Raw genomic sequence first — 15,938 nt, forward strand, 5'->3', positions numbered from 1 at the left:
AAATTTGCCTTTTGCCATTTTTCTCTCCAGATAAAGAACATGCCCGTGTACGGTTTAACGTCTGCACTGTGTTGCTGATTCGCTTCGCACGGGCACAAAGCGGCACACAATCGCAGACAAGGAAAAAAGCCGGCCCCACCCGGGACCGGCAGCTGAGCTTACTTACTTGGCGCGGGCAGCCATGATGGCTTCCGACACGTTGCGCGGAGCTTCAGAGTAGTGCTTGAACTCCATGGAGTAGGTAGCACGGCCCTGCGACATCGAACGCAGCGTGGTCGAATAACCGAACATTTCCGACAGCGGCACTTCGGCCTTGATGGCCTTGCCGCCGCCCACCATGTCTTCCATGCCCTGCACCATGCCGCGGCGTGAGGACAGGTCGCCCATCACGTTACCGGCGTAGTCTTCAGGCGTTTCGACTTCCACAGCCATCATCGGCTCCAGAATCACGGGGCCGGCCTTTTTGCAGCCTTCCTTGAAGCCGAAAATGGCGGCCATCTTGAAGGCCAGTTCGTTCGAGTCCACATCGTGGTACGAACCGAAGTGCAGCGTGACCTTGACGTCGACCACAGGGTAGCCGGCCAGCACGCCGGACGTGACGGCTTCGTTGATGCCCTTTTCCACGGCGGGGATGAATTCACGGGGAACCACACCGCCCTTGATGGCGTCGACGAATTCGATGCCCTTGCCGGCTTCGTTGGGCTCGATCTTGAGCACAACGTGGCCGTACTGGCCCTTACCGCCGGACTGGCGCACAAACTTGCCTTCGGCTTCTTCCACGGTCTTGCGGATGGTTTCGCGGTAGGCCACCTGGGGCTTGCCCACGTTGGCTTCCACGCCGAATTCACGCTTCATGCGGTCAACAATGATTTCCAGGTGCAGCTCGCCCATACCGGCGATGATGGTCTGGCCGGATTCTTCGTCGGTCTTGACGCGGAAAGAAGGATCTTCCTGCGCCAGGCGCTGCAGGGCGATGCCCATTTTCTCCTGGTCGGCCTTGGTCTTGGGTTCCACGGCCTGTGCAATCACGGGCTCAGGGAACACCATGCGCTCGAGCATGACGATGGCATCGGGATCGCACAGCGTTTCGCCGGTGGTCACGTCTTTGAGGCCCACGCAGGCGGCGATGTCGCCGGCGCGGATTTCGCTGACTTCTTCACGGTTGTTGGCGTGCATCTGCACGATACGGCCGATACGCTCTTTCTTGCCCTTGACCGGGTTGTAAACGCTGTCGCCCTTTTTCAGAACGCCGGAGTAAACGCGCACAAAGGTCAGCTGGCCCACAAACGGGTCGGTCATCAGCTTGAAGGCCAATGCGGAGAATTTCTCTTCGTCGTCGGCCTTGCGAACCACAGGCGCTTCGTCTTCGTCGGTGCCGCTCACGGGTGGAATGTCCACGGGCGAAGGCATGAATTCGATCACGGCGTCCAGCATGCGCTGCACACCCTTGTTCTTGAAGGCGGAGCCGCAGTACATCGGCTGGATTTCGCTGGCGATGGTGCGCGTGCGGATGCCCAGCTTGATTTCGTCTTCGGTCAAGTCGCCTTCTTCAAGGTACTTGTTCATGAACTCTTCAGACGCCTCGGCAGCAGCCTCGACCATCTTCTCGCGCCATTCCTTGGCGGTCGCCACCAGTTCAGCGGGAATCTCGCTGTAGGTGAACTTCATGCCCTGGGACGCTTCGTCCCAGATGATGGCCTTCATCTTGATCAGGTCGACCACGCCGGTGAAGTTTTCTTCGGCGCCGATGGGGATCACCATGGGCACGGGGCTGGCCTTCAGGCGCAGCTTCATCTGCTCAACGACCTTGAAGAAGTTCGCGCCGGTGCGGTCCATCTTGTTGACGAACGCAAGGCGTGGAACCTTGTACTTGTTGGCCTGGCGCCAGACGGTTTCGGACTGGGGCTGAACGCCGCCCACGGCGCAGTACACCATGCAGGCGCCGTCAAGCACGCGCATGGAACGCTCCACCTCGATGGTGAAGTCCACGTGGCCCGGGGTGTCGATGATGTTGATGCGGTGCTCTGGCAGGGACGTGTCCATGCCGCGCCAGAAGCAGGTGGTGGCGGCGGAGGTAATCGTGATGCCACGCTCCTGCTCCTGCTCCATCCAGTCCATGGTCGCTGCGCCGTCGTGCACTTCACCAATCTTGTGGTTCACGCCGGTGTAAAAAAGGATCCGCTCGGTGGTGGTGGTCTTGCCGGCGTCGATGTGCGCGGAGATACCAATGTTGCGGTAGTTTTGAATGGGGGTAGCGCGGGACATAAATTACTTTCAGTTCGGGGTTACGAACAAAGACTCGTTGAAAGACTGCCCGCGATCCGGGCATCCTTCATTTTTTCTACGCGTCCGCCGGCCGGGAGTGATGTTGTGCACGACACCCGGCTGGCAGAAATTGGGGCTGAACCGCCGGCAATCAAGGTGACTCACACCCCGAAACCGGCCGGCAACCCCTCAAGTCAGCGCAGCACTGCGATCGAAAATCAGAAGCGGAAGTGGCTGAACGCCTTGTTGGCTTCTGCCATGCGGTGAACTTCGTCACGCTTTTTCATGGCACCGCCGCGGCCTTCGGTCGCTTCCATCAGCTCATTGGCCAGACGCAGGGACATGGACTTCTCGCCGCGCTTCTTGGCGGCTTCCTTGAGCCAGCGCATGGCCAGGGCCATACGGCGGACGGGACGCACTTCAACCGGCACCTGGTAGTTGGCGCCGCCGACGCGGCGGGATTTCACTTCAACCATGGGCTTGATGTTGCCGATGGCCATGTGGAAGGCCTCGAGCGGATCTTTGCCGGGGTTCTTTTTCTCGATAAAGTCGAGCGCGCCATAAATGATGCGCTCTGCGACGGCCTTTTTGCCGCCTTGCATGATCACGTTCATGAACTTGGCGAGATCAACATCACCAAATTTCGGATCAGGAAGAATTTCACGTTTAGGGACTTCGCGACGACGTGGCATTTTTTCACCTCTTTGCTTCAGTTGGCATTGCCTTTGGCAACACCGCGAGAGTTATCAAAACCCTCACTTACTCGACCGGTGCAACCATTTGCACTTGGGTCACTTCGTTTCAATCACCTGCCAGGGCGAGTGAAACACCTGTTTTGAAGAACTATCACAGACTTATGTGACAACCTCTTCTGGCGCGAGCTCTCAATGAAGAGACAACCCGAGCCGCCTGGCTTATTTGGCCTTTGGCTTCTTCGCACCGTACTTGGAACGCGACTGCTTGCGGTCTTTCACGCCTTGCAAGTCGAGCGAGCCACGGACGATGTGGTAACGCACACCGGGCAAGTCCTTGACACGGCCGCCGCGAACCAGCACCACGCTGTGTTCCTGCAGGTTGTGGCCTTCGCCGCCGATGTAGGAGATGACCTCAAAACCGTTGGTCAGGCGCACCTTGGCAACCTTACGCAGAGCGGAATTGGGCTTTTTAGGCGTCGTGGTGTACACACGGGTGCACACACCGCGGCGCTGCGGGGAATTTTCCATCGCAGGGCTCTTGGACTTGATCTTTTCGACCTCGCGCCCCTGACGGACTAACTGATTAATGGTTGGCATTGAAAACGTCCCTAAACGTCTGAAAACTGATTTACCGTGTTGATACGGCCACAAATGTTTCCCGCCGTGAAAGCGGAAAAGCCTTCTAGTATAAACCGGTTGGGGGAAACGCTCAAGTAAAAGGCGGAAAGCGCCAAGCTGCGCCTGCGCGCGACAGCCAAAGCAAGCCAGCGTTTTCGGGATTTTGACGCCACGCCAGGCTCAAATCACCGGGAATGTTAGTGCACACTCCCGGACGGCTGTCATCTGCCTTATTTGATCCAAAGCCGGATGGCATCCCAGGCACGGCCCAGAATGCCGGCTTCTTCCACCGCTTCCAAGGCCACCAAGGGCACCTCGGCCACCGGCGCCGGGTTGTCGCCCAGCATGACCTTGAGTATGCCGACCGCCTGCCCTTTGGCAAAAGGAGCGACCAGCGGGTCCGGCCGGGCCACCTGGGTTTTGACCTTGGGCGCGCTGCCGGCGGCCACTGCCACCACGATGGCCTGGGGCCGGCCCAGCTTCACGGTGGACGACTTGCCCTTCCAGACGGATGGCGCGACCACCGCCTGGCCGGCATCAAACAGCTTGACGGCTTCATAGGCGGTGTAGCCCCAGTTGAGCAGCTTTTGCGATTCATTGGCGCGGGCGCTGTCGCTGGTGGTGCCCAGCACAATGGCCAGCAGGCGCCGTCCGCCCGGCGCGCCGGCCGTGCCCAGGTTGGGGAAGTCGCGCTTGGCCGTGGCGATCATGCAGTAACCGGCGGCGTCGGTATGGCCGGTTTTGAGGCCGTCCACCGTCGGGTCGCGAAACAGCAGGGTGTTGCGGTTGGTGTCGTTGGCGGCCGGCGTGCCGGGGTAGCGGTACTTTTTGATGGCCGAGTAGCCGATGTAATCGGGGAAATCCGTCATCAGCCGCGTGGCCAGGATGCTCAGGTCACGCGCGGTGGTGGTGTGGCCCACCTCGGTCAGGCCTTCCGGGTTCCTGTAGGACGTCGATTTCATGCCCAGCGCCTTGGCCTGCTCGTTCATGAGCTGCACAAAATGCTCGGCCGTACCGCCCACGCCTTCGGCCAGCGCCATGGTCGCGTCGTTGCCCGATTGCACCACCATGCCCTTGATGAGGTCCTCCACAGGCACCTGCATTTTCGGGTCGATGAACATGCGCGAACCCGGCATCTTCCAGGCGCGCTCGCTGACGCCGAAGGTCTGCTTCAGGTCGATCTTCTTGGATTTGAGCGCATCGAAGACCAGGTATTCGGTCATCAGCTTGGTCAACGAGGCCGGCTCGACCGGGGAATCGATGTCCTTGGCGGCCAGGATCTGGTTGGCGGTGACGTCCAGCAGCAAATACGAGCGCGCGGCGATTTCAGGCGCTTGCGGTACCTGGGCGTGCGCCTGGGGCAGCACCGCGGAGAAAGCCAGGAGGGCAACGGCGGCGAAGTCGCGCAGGCCGGCGGCCGGACGGGAAGCCTTGAAGGAAAGGTGCATGGGGTATCGCTGGAAAGTAGGATTTAAAAAAAACAAAAAGCCTGGCGGCGCGGGTCAGGCTGAAGGCGAGGACAGATGGCGGACCACGAGATTTTTCAACAGGGGCAATTGTCCATGAAAGAAATGGCCACCCCCGGGCACAACCGTAACAGGCAGTGCCTGCGGGCGCGCCCAGTCCATCACGGCCGACAGCAACACCGTGTCATCCTGCTCGCCGTGCACCACCAGGGTTTTGAGGTGCGCGGCCGGGTCAATCGGAGCGGCCGGCGCGCGGCTCACGCTGGTGCCGACCAGCACCAGCTTCTCGATCGTGCGGCCGGCGGCCAGGCGCTGGAAGGCATGCGTGGTCACAAAAGCGCCGAAGGAGAACCCCGCAAGCGCCAGCGGCTGCCCGGCGCCCGCCGGCGCGGCGTGCTCCACCACCGCCAGCAGGTCCTCGAGCTCGCCCCGACCTTCGTCGTGGCTGCCGACGCTGCCGCCCACGCCGCGAAAGTTAAAGCGCACCGCCGTCCAGCCGCAGTGCACAAAAGCCCGCGCCAGCGTCTGCACCACTTTGTTGTCCATGGTGCCGGCAAACAGCGGATGCGGGTGCGCAATGATCGCCACGCCGCGCGAATCGCCGGCCGGGAGGTCCAGCGCGATTTCCAGCGCGCCCGCCGGGCCCTGGATGATGGATTTTTGGGTTTGGGAGTTCACGAAAACCGCTTTCTTCAATCGGGAGGCCTAGCGCCCCAGGTGCGCGGGCGTGAGCAGGCGCTCAACCACCTTGCCGTTTTTGAGGTGCGATTCGACGATCTCGTCGATGTCGCTGGCGTCGACATAGGTGTACCAAACCGCTTCCGGGTAAACCACGGCCACCGGGCCGCCCGCGCAGCGGTCCAGGCAGCCGGCCTTGTTGACCCGCACCTTGCCGGGCCCGGCCAGCCCGGCGGCCTTGACTTGCGACTTGCAGCGGTCAAAGCCTTCCTGGGCGCGGTGATCGGCGCAGCAGTCTTCACCGTTGGCGCGCTGGTTCAGGCAAAAAAAGATATGGCGTTCGTAATAGGAATTGTGTTCAGGCATGTGGTGACTTTAGAGGATGTGGTGTTCGATATGTTCCGCGGGGCTCAGGCTGTCTCGACGACAAAAGCCGTCGCCTTCCTCACCAGCGGGAGAATCAGCAGCAAGGTCGGGAAGGCAATGACCCACGAAACAGCCCAGGCGCCCAGCCAGATGCGCAGGAAGCCGGGCGCAAGGCCCACGCCTTTGAATGTGCTGATGAGCGAGACGATGCAGGTCATGAACAGCGACAGCAGCAAGGGCGTGACCCAGCGCGCGCTGCGTGCGGGGAGCTTGGCAAAACCGAAAGAGGTGCGCGATGAAGATTTCGAAGAGTTCATACATGTTTCCATAAGCCGTCCAGTCAAGGCGCCTTTCCCGCGGCCGGCAGGCCTGAGGGAAAACACACGCCCGGCATGGCCGGCGGTGGTTGGCGCGTTGATTGACGTAAACGCTTACGGCAACTCTTGAGGGAGATCGCTGGGCGATAGTAGCAGATGACGGTGATGCCGCGTCCGGCTAGGGTTTTGGTTCCCGGCCCGACAGCCGCACCAGCACATACAAAAGCGCCGCGTACGGCCAGAGCCAGCCCAGCCATTGGACCACTCCGTGAAAGCGGATGAAACGGCCCTGCTCCCAGGTCTGCAGCGTCTGGGCGAAGTAGGGGTCCGCTGGCGCCTGGTTGAGCAGCCCCAGGTGAATGGCCAGCGCCAGCAGCGCCAACGCCGCTGCGGCCCGGCGCGGCACGGCCAGCAGCAACAGGGCCAGCACGGCCGCCAAGCCTATGCCCGCCTGTACCGGTGTGTCCAGCCAGGCCCAGGCGTGGTCGGGGCCGTAACTCAAGGCTGCGGAAAGTGCCGATGCCACGATACCGGCAGCAACCACCGCCGCCGAAAAGGCCGCCCGCTGCCAGAGCGTGCGGATCACGCAATAGCCGAGCAGGCAGGGAATCAGCGCGCCCAGCGCCACGCAGACCAATTCCGCGATGGGCACCAGGGGCTGCAACTCCACATCGCGCACCGGCATCCACTCCAGGAAAGGCGTGTCGGCCAGCGCATCGGCCAGGGCCGCCTCCAGCCGCTCGAACACCTGGCCCAACCCCATGGGCACGGAGGCCGGAAACAACAGGGCCATAGGCCAGAGCACCAGCAGCACCAGCGCGCCCCGCGCGTCATGGGCAAACCAACGCCCGCGAAAGCGGCTCCAGCGGTTCACCACGCCGGCTTTTTCCAGTGCCCAGGCGAAGCAGGCACCCAGCCAGGCACCCACCGTGTTCAGCAGCAGGTCGACATTGGAAGGAATGCGCACCGGCAGGTAGCTTTGCAGCGTCTCCATCGCCAGCGACAGCAGTCCACTGGCCAGCACCGCCACCGTCACGGCCCAGGACACGCGCCGGCTGCGCAGGGCCGACAGCGCCAGCAGGAAGCCCAGCGGCGCATAACCCAGCAGGTTGGCGCCCACGTCAAAACCAGTCCAGTACTGCGGCAGTGGCGCCGTCAGGAAGCGAAAGGGTGAAATGCCCTGGTCGCGCCAGTCCGTGAAGGGATAGAGGCTGGCGTAAACAATCAGGCAGATGGTGGCCAGCGCGAGGGGCCAGGCGGTGGTCCTATGAACACCCCTTGGATTTGGCACACCCCCGACATCCTCACTGCGCTTCGCTTCGTGTAGTTCTGCCCCCCCTTGCAGGGGGCGACGCCTAGCGTCCGGCAAAGCCGGCCCGCTGGCGCCTGCTGGTTTTGGGGAGGGGGCCTGCTTCGTCACTTTGATGCCCGCTTGTGATCCTAAAAGGGCTTGACCACGACCAGGATGACTGCGGCCAGCAGCAGCAGCACAGGCACTTCATTGAACCAGCGAAACCACTTGTGGCTGCGCGTGTTGCGGTTGGCGACGAACTTCGCGAGCAGGCGGCCGCAGGCATGGTGATAGCCGATCACCAGCACCACCACGGCGAGCTTGGCGTGCATCCAGCCATTGCCCGGGCCGCGGCCTATGCCGTAACCCAGGTAAAGCCAGAGGCCAAAAGCCAGCGCCGGCACGGCCAGGATGGTGGTGAAGCGCATCAGCTTGCGCGCCATCAGCACCAGCCGCTCGCGCTCGGCCACGCTTTCCGGCGGCACCATCGCCAGGTTCACAAAGATGCGCGGCAGGTAAAACAGCCCGGCAAACCAGCTGGCGATAAAGACGATGTGGAGTGATTTGACCCAGAGCATCCGGGTAGTTTAGACCGCGCTCCCCGGCAAACGGATTTATGAATACGCGGGGCAAAAAAACGCCCGGTTGGCACGAGGCCAGCCGGGCTGGTAAGCCTTCTTGCTGTCACACGCAAAGGCCCCGCTCAGGGAGGAAAAGCGGGATGCAGCCACCAAATGGTAACCACACGTATCAATTCTAACCACGGCCGTCAGACCTTGGCAATGCTTTCCTAAGTAAACTAAGAAACAATCATGTAAAGCCAGCCCAGGCGCTCCGCGCACGGCCGCCCGCCAAATACCTCATGGCTTTTCCGAAAGCTTTGGCACAATTTGCGCATGACTTTTCACGCCTCCAACTTCGCCCCCTTTCCGGCGGGCCGCCCCCGCCGCCTGCGCCGTGACGCCTTCACTCGCAATCTGGTACGCGAGCACACACTTACCGCAAACGACTTGATTTACCCCGTGTTTGTGGTGGACGGCAAACAGCAGCGCCAGCCGGTGGCCTCCATGCCCGGCGTCGAAAGGCTGAGCCTGGACCTGCTGCTGCCGGTGGCAGAGGAATGCGTGAAGCTGGGCATCCCGGTCATGGCCTTGTTCCCGGTGGTCGACGCCTCGCTCAAAACCTATGACGGCAAGGAAGCCACCAACCCGGACGGCCTGATTCCGCGCGTGGTGCGCGAACTCAAAAAGAACTTCCCCGGCCTGGGCGTGATGACCGACGTCGCGCTGGACCCTTTCACCACGCATGGCCAGGACGGCCTGCCGGACGAAAACGGTTACATCCTGAATGAAGAGACGGTGGCCATGCTGGTCCGGCAGGCGATGTGCCAGGCCGAGGCCGGCGTGGACATGGTCGCGCCCAGCGACATGATGGACGGCCGCATAGGCGCCATCCGCCAGGCGCTGGAAGCCAAAAAGCTGATCCACACACGCATCATGGCCTACAGCGCCAAGTACGCGAGCGCCTTCTACGGCCCCTTCCGCGATGCGGTGGGCTCGGCCGGCAACCTCGGCAAGGCCGACAAAAAGGTCTACCAGATGGACCCGGGCAACAGCGATGAAGCGCTGCGCGAGGTGGCCATGGACATCGCCGAGGGCGCCGACATGGTGATGGTCAAGCCCGGCATGCCCTACCTGGACGTGGTGCGCCGCGTGAAGGACGAGTTCAAGGTGCCCACCTTCGCCTACCAGGTCAGCGGCGAATACGCCATGATGAAGGCCGCCGCACAAAACGGCTGGCTGGACCACGACGCGGTCATGATGGAAAGCCTGCTGGCCTTCAAGCGCGCCGGCGCCGACGGCGTGCTGACCTATTTCGCCATCGATGCCGCGCGCAAGCTGCGCCAGGCCTGAGCGGTGCGCGTTTTCACCATCAGCGCCGGCAGCCAGGGCGTCGTCGAAACCGAGGCCCTGCCGACCCAGTTGCCGGCGCAGGGTTTTGTCTGGATCGCCTGCGCCCGCCGCGAGTTCGAGGCGCTGCAGACCCAGATCCAGGCCAGCCTGCAGCTGCTGTGCGGCACCCAGCTGGTGGACCTGCATGTCTCCGACCTGCTGAACAACCAGTTGCCCTCGCACTATGACTACACCTCGCAGTACGACATCCTGGTGTTCCGCCGCCTGGCCGCCGCCCAGGCCGAGACCGATCTCAGCCAGCCCGGCGAGCCGCTGCAGGCGCGCCTCAAACGCAGCGGGCCGCCGGTGCTCAAACGCATAGACACCAGCCCGGTCGGTTTCGCCGTGTTCGACCAGCTGCTGCTGACGGTGCATCCCGCTGATTGCGCGGTGCGCGACGCCTACGCGTCCCGCCTGTTGAACGCCACCACCGCCGAGTCGCGCTCCAGCGGCGTCAAGCTGCCCGCCAGCCCCGCCGACATGATGCTGCGCATCGTCAACCAGATCGTGGACGGCTACCTGGAGTTGCGGCGTGAACTCACGCGCCAGCTCGACCACTGGCAGTCCGAACTGCTCAGGCCCGGCACGCGCTTTACCAACTGGAGCTCGGTGCTCGACGCGCGGCTGGCCATGCACCAGCTGGACGAAATCTGCGAGGACCAGCGCTCGGCCGTGCAGGACTGGATCGATTCCGTGGAGACCTGGCCCGAAGGCGGCACGCCCGCCCTGGTGCGCGAACGCGAGCTGCTCAAGGTGCGCTCGCGCGACGTGCTGGAGCACATAGAACGCGTGGTCCACCATGTGCGCCGCATGGAGCAAAGCGCCGAAACCGCGGTGCAGATGCATTTTTCGGCGCAAAGCAACCGCACCAACGACATCATGCGCACGCTCACGGCGCTGACCGCCATCTTCCTGCCGCTGAACCTGATCACCGGCTTCTTCGGCATGAATTTCGAGTTCATGCCTTTTCTTCACACTTCCACCGGCTTCTGGTGGACCGCCGGTTTGATGGTCCTGATCGTCGCCGTGGTCGGGACGGTGTTCTGGCGCAAGCAATACCTGGCCAGAACCCGGCGCTAGGCCCGCCGCAAATCCTCAGCCCTTCGCAGGAGATACAGCCCATGTCTGCAGACCTGACCCGCTCCATCTTTGCCGCCACCCGACCTTTGGCGGTTCTGCTGGCCGCCTCGGCGCTACTGGCCGGCTGCGAGAGCCTGAGCCCGGCCGAGTGCGCCACCGCCGACTGGCGCCAGCTGGGTGTGCAGGACGGCCGCCGCGGCCGCACCGACCGCGCCGCCGACTACTACGAGTCTTGCGCCAAGGCGGGCATTGCCGTGAACGTGGCCGTCTACCGCGCCGGCCGGGACCAGGGCCTGCAAAGCTACTGCCAGCCGGCCAACGCCCTCAACGAAGGCCTGGCAGGCAACAGCTACGAAGGCGTCTGCCCCGCACCCATGGACCAGAACTTTCGCAACATCCACGGCATCGCCTGGCGCGAGCAGGACGCCCGCAAGACCCTGGCGCGGCTGCAGCGCGAGCAGGACCAGATGCAGGCGGAACTGCGCGACGCCAAAACCGCCGAAGACCGCAAGCGCACCCTGCGCGAGCAGCTCGCGCGCTCGGACCGGCGCATTGAAGAAGCCCGCTACGCGGTGCGCGATGCCAGCTACCAGTTGGACCGCCTGCGCAGCGACATGCGCCAGCGCGGCCAGTACTAGCCGGGCCTGCGGCAGCCCAGGCACCGCGCCAGAAGCCATTTGCCGGCGCCACCACACGGCGGCGTCCGACGTCCTCTTTCGCCTGCACTGGACACACTGGCGCGAGCGCATCCATGCCCATGAAGGAGGATTCCCATGCACAAGCAGCCCGCTGGCGCCCGGCACAGTGAAACGCGTCCGCGCGACGTCTGCGCCGACGACCTCACGCGCGAAAACGTGCAGTCCATGCGGCGCGTGGAGGAAATGGCGATGGCCAACCGCAGCCGCGCCGACCGCATGGCGGCCTTCATCGCCGGCTTCTGCGGCTCCATGCCTTTTGTCTGGCTGCACGCGGCCGCATTCGCGTGCTGGATCATCCTCAACACCTGGCCGGGGCTGGCGCATTGGGACCCTTATCCCTTCACCTTCCTCACGCTGGTGGTGTCGCTCGAGGCGATCTTTCTCGCGTCCTTTATCCTGATCAGCCAGAACTACGAGCTGCGCATCAGCGACAGGCGCAACCAGCTGGACCTGCAGATCAACCTGCTGACCGAGCAGGAAAACACCAAGATGATCCAGATGCTGGAGCGCATCGCTAAAAAAGTCGGCGCCAATATTGCCGACCCCGACGTTCGCATCATGGAGGAAACCACCGACCCGGAAAAACTGGTCGCCCAGATCGAGCAGGCGCGGCGCGAGGACTCGGCGGCCGCAGAGGCCGCGAAGAAAAGCTAGCGTTTCAGACCCAGGGCTGGGCCAGCCCTTCGGCCTCGAAGGCCTTGATCACCGCGGGGCGTGCCAGCGCGCGCTTCAAATAGGCACCCAGGTGCGCGCGGTCGCGCGCGGGTTTGGAGGCGAAGTTGCGCGTCCAGCGGCACAGCATCAGCGTGTAGATATCCACCGCCGAGTACTTCGCGCCCAGCAACCAGGGCTGGCCATGCGCTTTTTCCAGCCGCGCCAGTTCCGCGTCCAGCTGGTCCAGCATCAAGCCGACCTTGGCCTCGGCGTGCGACTTCAGTTCGGCCACACCCGCGCTGTTGCCGGCGTCCATCCAGCGGTCGGTGTAGAAATAAATGATCAGGGTGGACTGCAGGGTGTTGGTCAGCCAGACCAGCCACTTGTAGAAATGCGCGCGCTCCGCGGTGCCCAGCGCCGGGGCCAGGCCGGCCTCGGGGTGCATGTCGCACAGGTGCAGGCAGATCGCGGCGGTTTCGTAAAGCACCAGGTCGCCGTCGACCAGCGTCGGGATCAGGCCGTTGGGATTGAGTTTGCGGTAGGCCTCGGAACGATGCGCGCCCGTGCTGGTGTCGACCAGGATTTTTTCAAAGGGAACGCCCAGCTCCTGGAGCAGGATATGGGGCGCCATGGCGGCGGTACTTGGGGAGAAGTGCAATTGATACATAAAGCTATTGTGCAGTGACGCCGAAGATGCCAGCCGCATTGCCCCAGGCGATCTTGCGCGCCACGTCGGGCGGCAGGTCGCCCAGCCAGACGCGATAGCCCTTCATGAGTTCGTCGTAATACAGCCAGCGCTGGTTGACCCAGGTGTCGGAGCCAATCATGAAGCGGCCGGGGTACTTGAGCAGCAAGGCACGCCATTCGGGACACAGCTTGCCGGCGTCGCAGGTCAGGCCCGGCCGGTAAGACAGCTCGCCCATGAGCTGCGGGTATTTGCCCAACAGTGCATCGACCTTCTCCACCGATGCGCCGCCTATGCCGGTGTGCGCCCACACCAGCCGGGCATCGGGCGCATGGGCCATCAGCAGGTCTATGGCCGTGTCGTCCACATGGGCCAGCACCGCGAGCTTGTTCTTTGCGGCGAATTGCATCAGCTTGCGGGCCACCGGGCCGTTGGCATTGGCGCTGTCATAAAGGTGGAACTCGCCTATGCCCTTGTACGGCCCGGCCTGGTCGCCGGCCACGCCGCGCGCGAACTCGGTTTGCACCATCTCATAGATGGACTCGTCGCGAAACCAGTTGTCGTAGTCGGCGCGGTTGCGGTAGAGGCGGATAAAAGGGACCACGGTGACGCCGGCCTTGCGCGTCTCGGCCATGGCGGCAAGCGACTTGGTGCCGTCGTTGGGCCGTGAGTTGGCGACGATGGCCTTGACGCCGTTGCGCTGCATGCGCGCCAGCACGTCGGCCGGCGAATGCGGACCGCTGTTACCGTTCCAGGCCTCCTCGTTGTAATGCAGGTGCGTGTCAAACAGCGGCCCGGCATAGTCGGCCGCAAAGCCCGGCGCCGCGCATGCCGCCAGGATGAAGGCTGCCCACGCGCCGCGCATGCTCAGGCCAGCTTGGCGGCGAAAAAGGCCAGCGAACGCTCGCGCGCCAGTTTGGCCGCCGCTTCGTTGTACGAGCCGCGCTGGTCGCAGTTAAAACCGTGGTTGGCCGGGTAGACATGCACCTCGACCTCAGGATGCGCCTTGGTGAAGGCTTCAATGCCCTCCATGGGAATCCAGTGGTCCTGGTCGCCGAAGTGGGCCATGACGGGGCACTTGGGCTGGCGCGCGATTTCCTCCTCGGCCGTGATGCCGCCGCCGTAATAGGGAATCGCCGCCGACAGGCCGTCCAGCAGGCAGGCCGCCCGCCAGGTCAGCAGGCCGCCCCAGCAAAAACCGATGATGCCGACCTTGCCGCCGCCGGCCTTGGCCGCATGGTCTATCGCCGCCTGCAGGTCCTGCAGCACGCCGGCGCCGGGCAGGGCGCTGACGGCGGTTTTGAGTTCAAAGCCGGCTTTCATGTCTTCTTCGCTGTAGCCCATTTCGACGCCGGGCTTGACGCGCTCAAACGTGGCGGGCGCCACCGCGAGGTAACCCTGGGCGGCGAAGCGGTCGGTGACGGCGCGTATGTGCGAGTTGACGCCGAAGATTTCCTGCACCACCACGACGCCGCCGCGCGGCTTGCCTTCGGGTTGCGCGACGTAGGCAGGGACGGTAAAGCCGTCAGCGGCCGTGAGGTTGATGAATTGGCCCATGGGATGCTCCTTGAGGATGGTGTCCGTTGAAATGGTGAATAAACTCAGCAGCCGCTTCAGGCGCCCGCCATGAGTTTGCGCTCGACGAAGTCAAGCCGGTCCTGGCCCCAGAACAGCTCGCCGTCCACGACATAGCTGGGCGCACCAAAGACACCGGCGTCAATCGCCTGCTGGGTGTTGGCCTCATAGCGCTCCTGCACCGCCTGGCTGAAGGACTGCTCCAGCCGCTCGGCGGGCATGCCGCACTCGGCGAGCAGCTCGGCCAGCACTTTCTCATCGGCGATGTGGCGCTCGCGCACCCATACGGCGCTGAAGATCGCGCCGCCGATTTTCATCGCGGCTTCGCTGCCGTCGTGCATGTCCACCGCGATGATGAGGCGCGACGCGTCGTCGCCGGAGACCGGGAAGTACTTGGGCTTGAGGTTCAGCGGCGCGTGCAGGTAGTCGGAATAGCGCTGCAGCTCCAGCAGCCGGTAGGCCTGGCGCTGCGGTGCCCGCTGGGCCAGCGGCAAGCCGCCCGAGATCGGAAACACCTTGCCGCCCAGGTCTATGGGCAACACCCGCACGGTGGCGCCCGCCGCCCGGGCGATCTGCGCAAAGCGCTCATGGCCCAGGTAGGTCCAGGGGCTTTGCGGGGTGAAATAGTAGTCCACGGTGGTGTTCAAGGGTGTCTCCGTCAGTGTCTGTGGATGGGTGGGCCGCGCCGCCGGCAGCCGGGCATTGCGCAGGATACGGCTTAGGGTACATTGATCCGCCCAATCCTTGTTTTTACCCGGGATTGCCATTTTCTGCAGGAGGTGCGGTTTGTCAAAAGTTGTTCTGATCACGGGTGGCTCGCGCGGCATAGGCGCGGCCTCGGCCCTGCTGGCGGCGCGCCAGGGCTGGGCGGTGGCCGTCAACTACGCCAACAACTCCCTGGCGGCCGACGAGGTGGTGCGGCAGGTCCGCCAGGCCGGCGGCAACGCCATCACGGTGCAGGCCGACGTGGCCGATGAGGCGCAGGTGCTGGCCATGTTCGAAAAAGTGGACGCCAAGCTGGGCCGGCTGGACGGCCTGGTCAACAACGCCGGTGTGGTGGACCGCACCACCCGCGTCGACGCCATCACCCTGGCGCGGCTGCGGCGCATGTTCGAGATCAATGTGTTCGGCTCCTTCCTCTGCGCGCGCGAAGCCGTCAAGCGCATGAGCACGCGCTACGGTGGCGCGGGCGGCTCCATCGTCAACGTGTCCAGCGCGGCGGCGCGGCTGGGCGCGCCGGGCCAGTATGTGGACTACGCATCGGCCAAGGGCGCCATCGACACTTTTACCGTCGGGCTGGCCAAGGAAGTCGCCACCGAAGGCATACGCGTGAATGCCGTGCGCCCCGGCATCATTGACACTGACATCCACGCCTCGGGCGGCCTGCCCGACCGCGCCCGCGACCTGGCGCCCCAGGTGCCCATGCAGCGCCCGGGTACCGCCGACGAGGTTGCCGCGTCGATTGTCTGGCTGCTAGGCGACAATGCGGGCTACACCACCGGCGCATTGCTGGATGTGGCAGGAGGCAGGTAGTCGTGCCCCCACGTTCGCTCACTGCGTGTAGCTCTCTGCCCCCCGAGGGGGCGCTGCGCCTGCGG

19 protein-coding genes are annotated in these 15,938 nt (G+C 63.8%); 6 read left to right on the plus strand and 13 right to left on the minus strand.

The window, feature by feature from the left end:
- The coding region (locus PMI15_RS25415) for a hypothetical protein (RefSeq protein WP_238541183.1) at positions 1-185 on the plus strand (185 nt) is incomplete at its 5' end.
- Here the strand turns inward: PMI15_RS25415 and fusA are convergent.
- The 9 genes from fusA to PMI15_RS23625 all read right to left on the minus strand — a co-directional run bounded on the left by fusA (position 163) and on the right by PMI15_RS23625 (position 8,274).
- A complete protein-coding gene (fusA, locus tag PMI15_RS23585) occupies positions 163-2,265 on the minus strand; it encodes an elongation factor G (RefSeq protein ID WP_007875017.1) in 2,103 nt (700 codons plus the stop codon). The genes PMI15_RS25415 and fusA overlap by 23 nt on opposite strands.
- A gap of 218 nt (positions 2,266-2,483) precedes the next feature.
- Complete coding sequence (gene rpsG / locus PMI15_RS23590; RefSeq protein WP_011481226.1) at positions 2,484-2,957, minus strand: 30S ribosomal protein S7; 474 nt, start codon at positions 2,955-2,957, stop codon at positions 2,484-2,486.
- Between the two features lie 222 nt (positions 2,958-3,179).
- Positions 3,180-3,557 (minus strand): 30S ribosomal protein S12, encoded by a 378-nt coding sequence (rpsL, locus tag PMI15_RS23595; RefSeq protein ID WP_007851137.1) that lies wholly within the window; start codon positions 3,555-3,557, stop codon positions 3,180-3,182.
- Between the two features lie 251 nt (positions 3,558-3,808).
- The gene (locus PMI15_RS23600; protein WP_007875019.1) at positions 3,809-5,026 is read right to left on the minus strand and encodes a D-alanyl-D-alanine carboxypeptidase family protein; all 1,218 of its coding nucleotides are present in this window, start codon (positions 5,024-5,026) and stop codon (positions 3,809-3,811) included.
- Between the two features lie 54 nt (positions 5,027-5,080).
- A complete protein-coding gene (locus PMI15_RS23605; RefSeq protein WP_007875020.1) occupies positions 5,081-5,722 on the minus strand; it encodes an alpha/beta hydrolase in 642 nt (213 codons plus the stop codon).
- A gap of 27 nt (positions 5,723-5,749) precedes the next feature.
- Entirely contained in the window at positions 5,750-6,088 is a 339-nt protein-coding gene (locus PMI15_RS23610; protein ID WP_007875021.1) for a ferredoxin, read from the minus strand.
- 44 nt (positions 6,089-6,132) lie between these two features.
- A complete protein-coding gene (locus PMI15_RS23615; protein WP_007875022.1) occupies positions 6,133-6,405 on the minus strand; it encodes a DUF2798 domain-containing protein in 273 nt (90 codons plus the stop codon).
- Between the two features lie 178 nt (positions 6,406-6,583).
- Positions 6,584-7,696: a VanZ family protein gene (locus PMI15_RS23620; RefSeq protein ID WP_007875023.1), complete on the minus strand. Its 1,113-nt coding sequence runs from the start codon at positions 7,694-7,696 to the stop codon at positions 6,584-6,586.
- 149 nt (positions 7,697-7,845) lie between these two features.
- The gene (locus PMI15_RS23625; protein ID WP_007875025.1) at positions 7,846-8,274 is read right to left on the minus strand and encodes a CopD family protein; all 429 of its coding nucleotides are present in this window, start codon (positions 8,272-8,274) and stop codon (positions 7,846-7,848) included.
- A gap of 318 nt (positions 8,275-8,592) precedes the next feature.
- Here PMI15_RS23625 and hemB point away from each other — a divergent pair, with 318 nt between their 5' ends.
- The 4 genes from hemB to PMI15_RS23645 all read left to right on the plus strand — a co-directional run bounded on the left by hemB (position 8,593) and on the right by PMI15_RS23645 (position 12,080).
- Positions 8,593-9,609: a porphobilinogen synthase gene (gene hemB / locus PMI15_RS23630; protein ID WP_007875026.1), complete on the plus strand. Its 1,017-nt coding sequence runs from the start codon at positions 8,593-8,595 to the stop codon at positions 9,607-9,609.
- 3 nt (positions 9,610-9,612) lie between these two features.
- Complete coding sequence (locus PMI15_RS23635) at positions 9,613-10,728, plus strand: magnesium transporter CorA family protein (RefSeq protein ID WP_007875027.1); 1,116 nt, start codon at positions 9,613-9,615, stop codon at positions 10,726-10,728.
- Between the two features lie 41 nt (positions 10,729-10,769).
- Positions 10,770-11,366 carry a DUF2799 domain-containing protein gene (locus PMI15_RS23640; RefSeq protein WP_007875028.1) on the plus strand — a complete coding sequence of 199 codons (597 nt, stop codon included), beginning with the start codon at positions 10,770-10,772 and terminating at the stop codon, positions 11,364-11,366.
- Positions 11,367-11,501: 135 nt separating this feature from the next.
- Positions 11,502-12,080: a DUF1003 domain-containing protein gene (locus PMI15_RS23645; protein WP_007875029.1), complete on the plus strand. Its 579-nt coding sequence runs from the start codon at positions 11,502-11,504 to the stop codon at positions 12,078-12,080.
- A 4-nt stretch (positions 12,081-12,084) separates the two neighbouring features.
- Here PMI15_RS23645 and PMI15_RS23650 read toward each other — a convergent pair whose 3' ends face one another.
- From PMI15_RS23650 to PMI15_RS23665, 4 genes are read right to left on the minus strand one after another with little or no spacing between them, the layout of a single operon-like run.
- The gene (locus PMI15_RS23650; RefSeq protein WP_036840984.1) at positions 12,085-12,747 is read right to left on the minus strand and encodes a glutathione S-transferase family protein; all 663 of its coding nucleotides are present in this window, start codon (positions 12,745-12,747) and stop codon (positions 12,085-12,087) included.
- A 4-nt stretch (positions 12,748-12,751) separates the two neighbouring features.
- Positions 12,752-13,630: an amidohydrolase family protein gene (locus tag PMI15_RS23655; RefSeq protein ID WP_007875031.1), complete on the minus strand. Its 879-nt coding sequence runs from the start codon at positions 13,628-13,630 to the stop codon at positions 12,752-12,754.
- Between the two features lie 2 nt (positions 13,631-13,632).
- Positions 13,633-14,322, minus strand: a complete 690-nt coding sequence (locus PMI15_RS23660; protein WP_007875032.1) for a dienelactone hydrolase family protein — start codon at positions 14,320-14,322, stop codon at positions 13,633-13,635.
- Between the two features lie 56 nt (positions 14,323-14,378).
- Positions 14,379-14,987 (minus strand): 2-hydroxychromene-2-carboxylate isomerase, encoded by a 609-nt coding sequence (locus tag PMI15_RS23665; protein WP_036840985.1) that lies wholly within the window; start codon positions 14,985-14,987, stop codon positions 14,379-14,381.
- Between the two features lie 139 nt (positions 14,988-15,126).
- On the opposite strand from PMI15_RS23665, the gene PMI15_RS23670 reads away from it, so the two are divergent.
- Positions 15,127-15,873, plus strand: a complete 747-nt coding sequence (locus tag PMI15_RS23670; protein ID WP_007875043.1) for an SDR family oxidoreductase — start codon at positions 15,127-15,129, stop codon at positions 15,871-15,873.
- Positions 15,874-15,938: the final 65 nt, after the last annotated feature.

It is taken from the genome of Polaromonas sp. CF318 (assembly GCF_000282655.1).
Classification (GTDB): domain Bacteria; phylum Pseudomonadota; class Gammaproteobacteria; order Burkholderiales; family Burkholderiaceae_C; genus Polaromonas.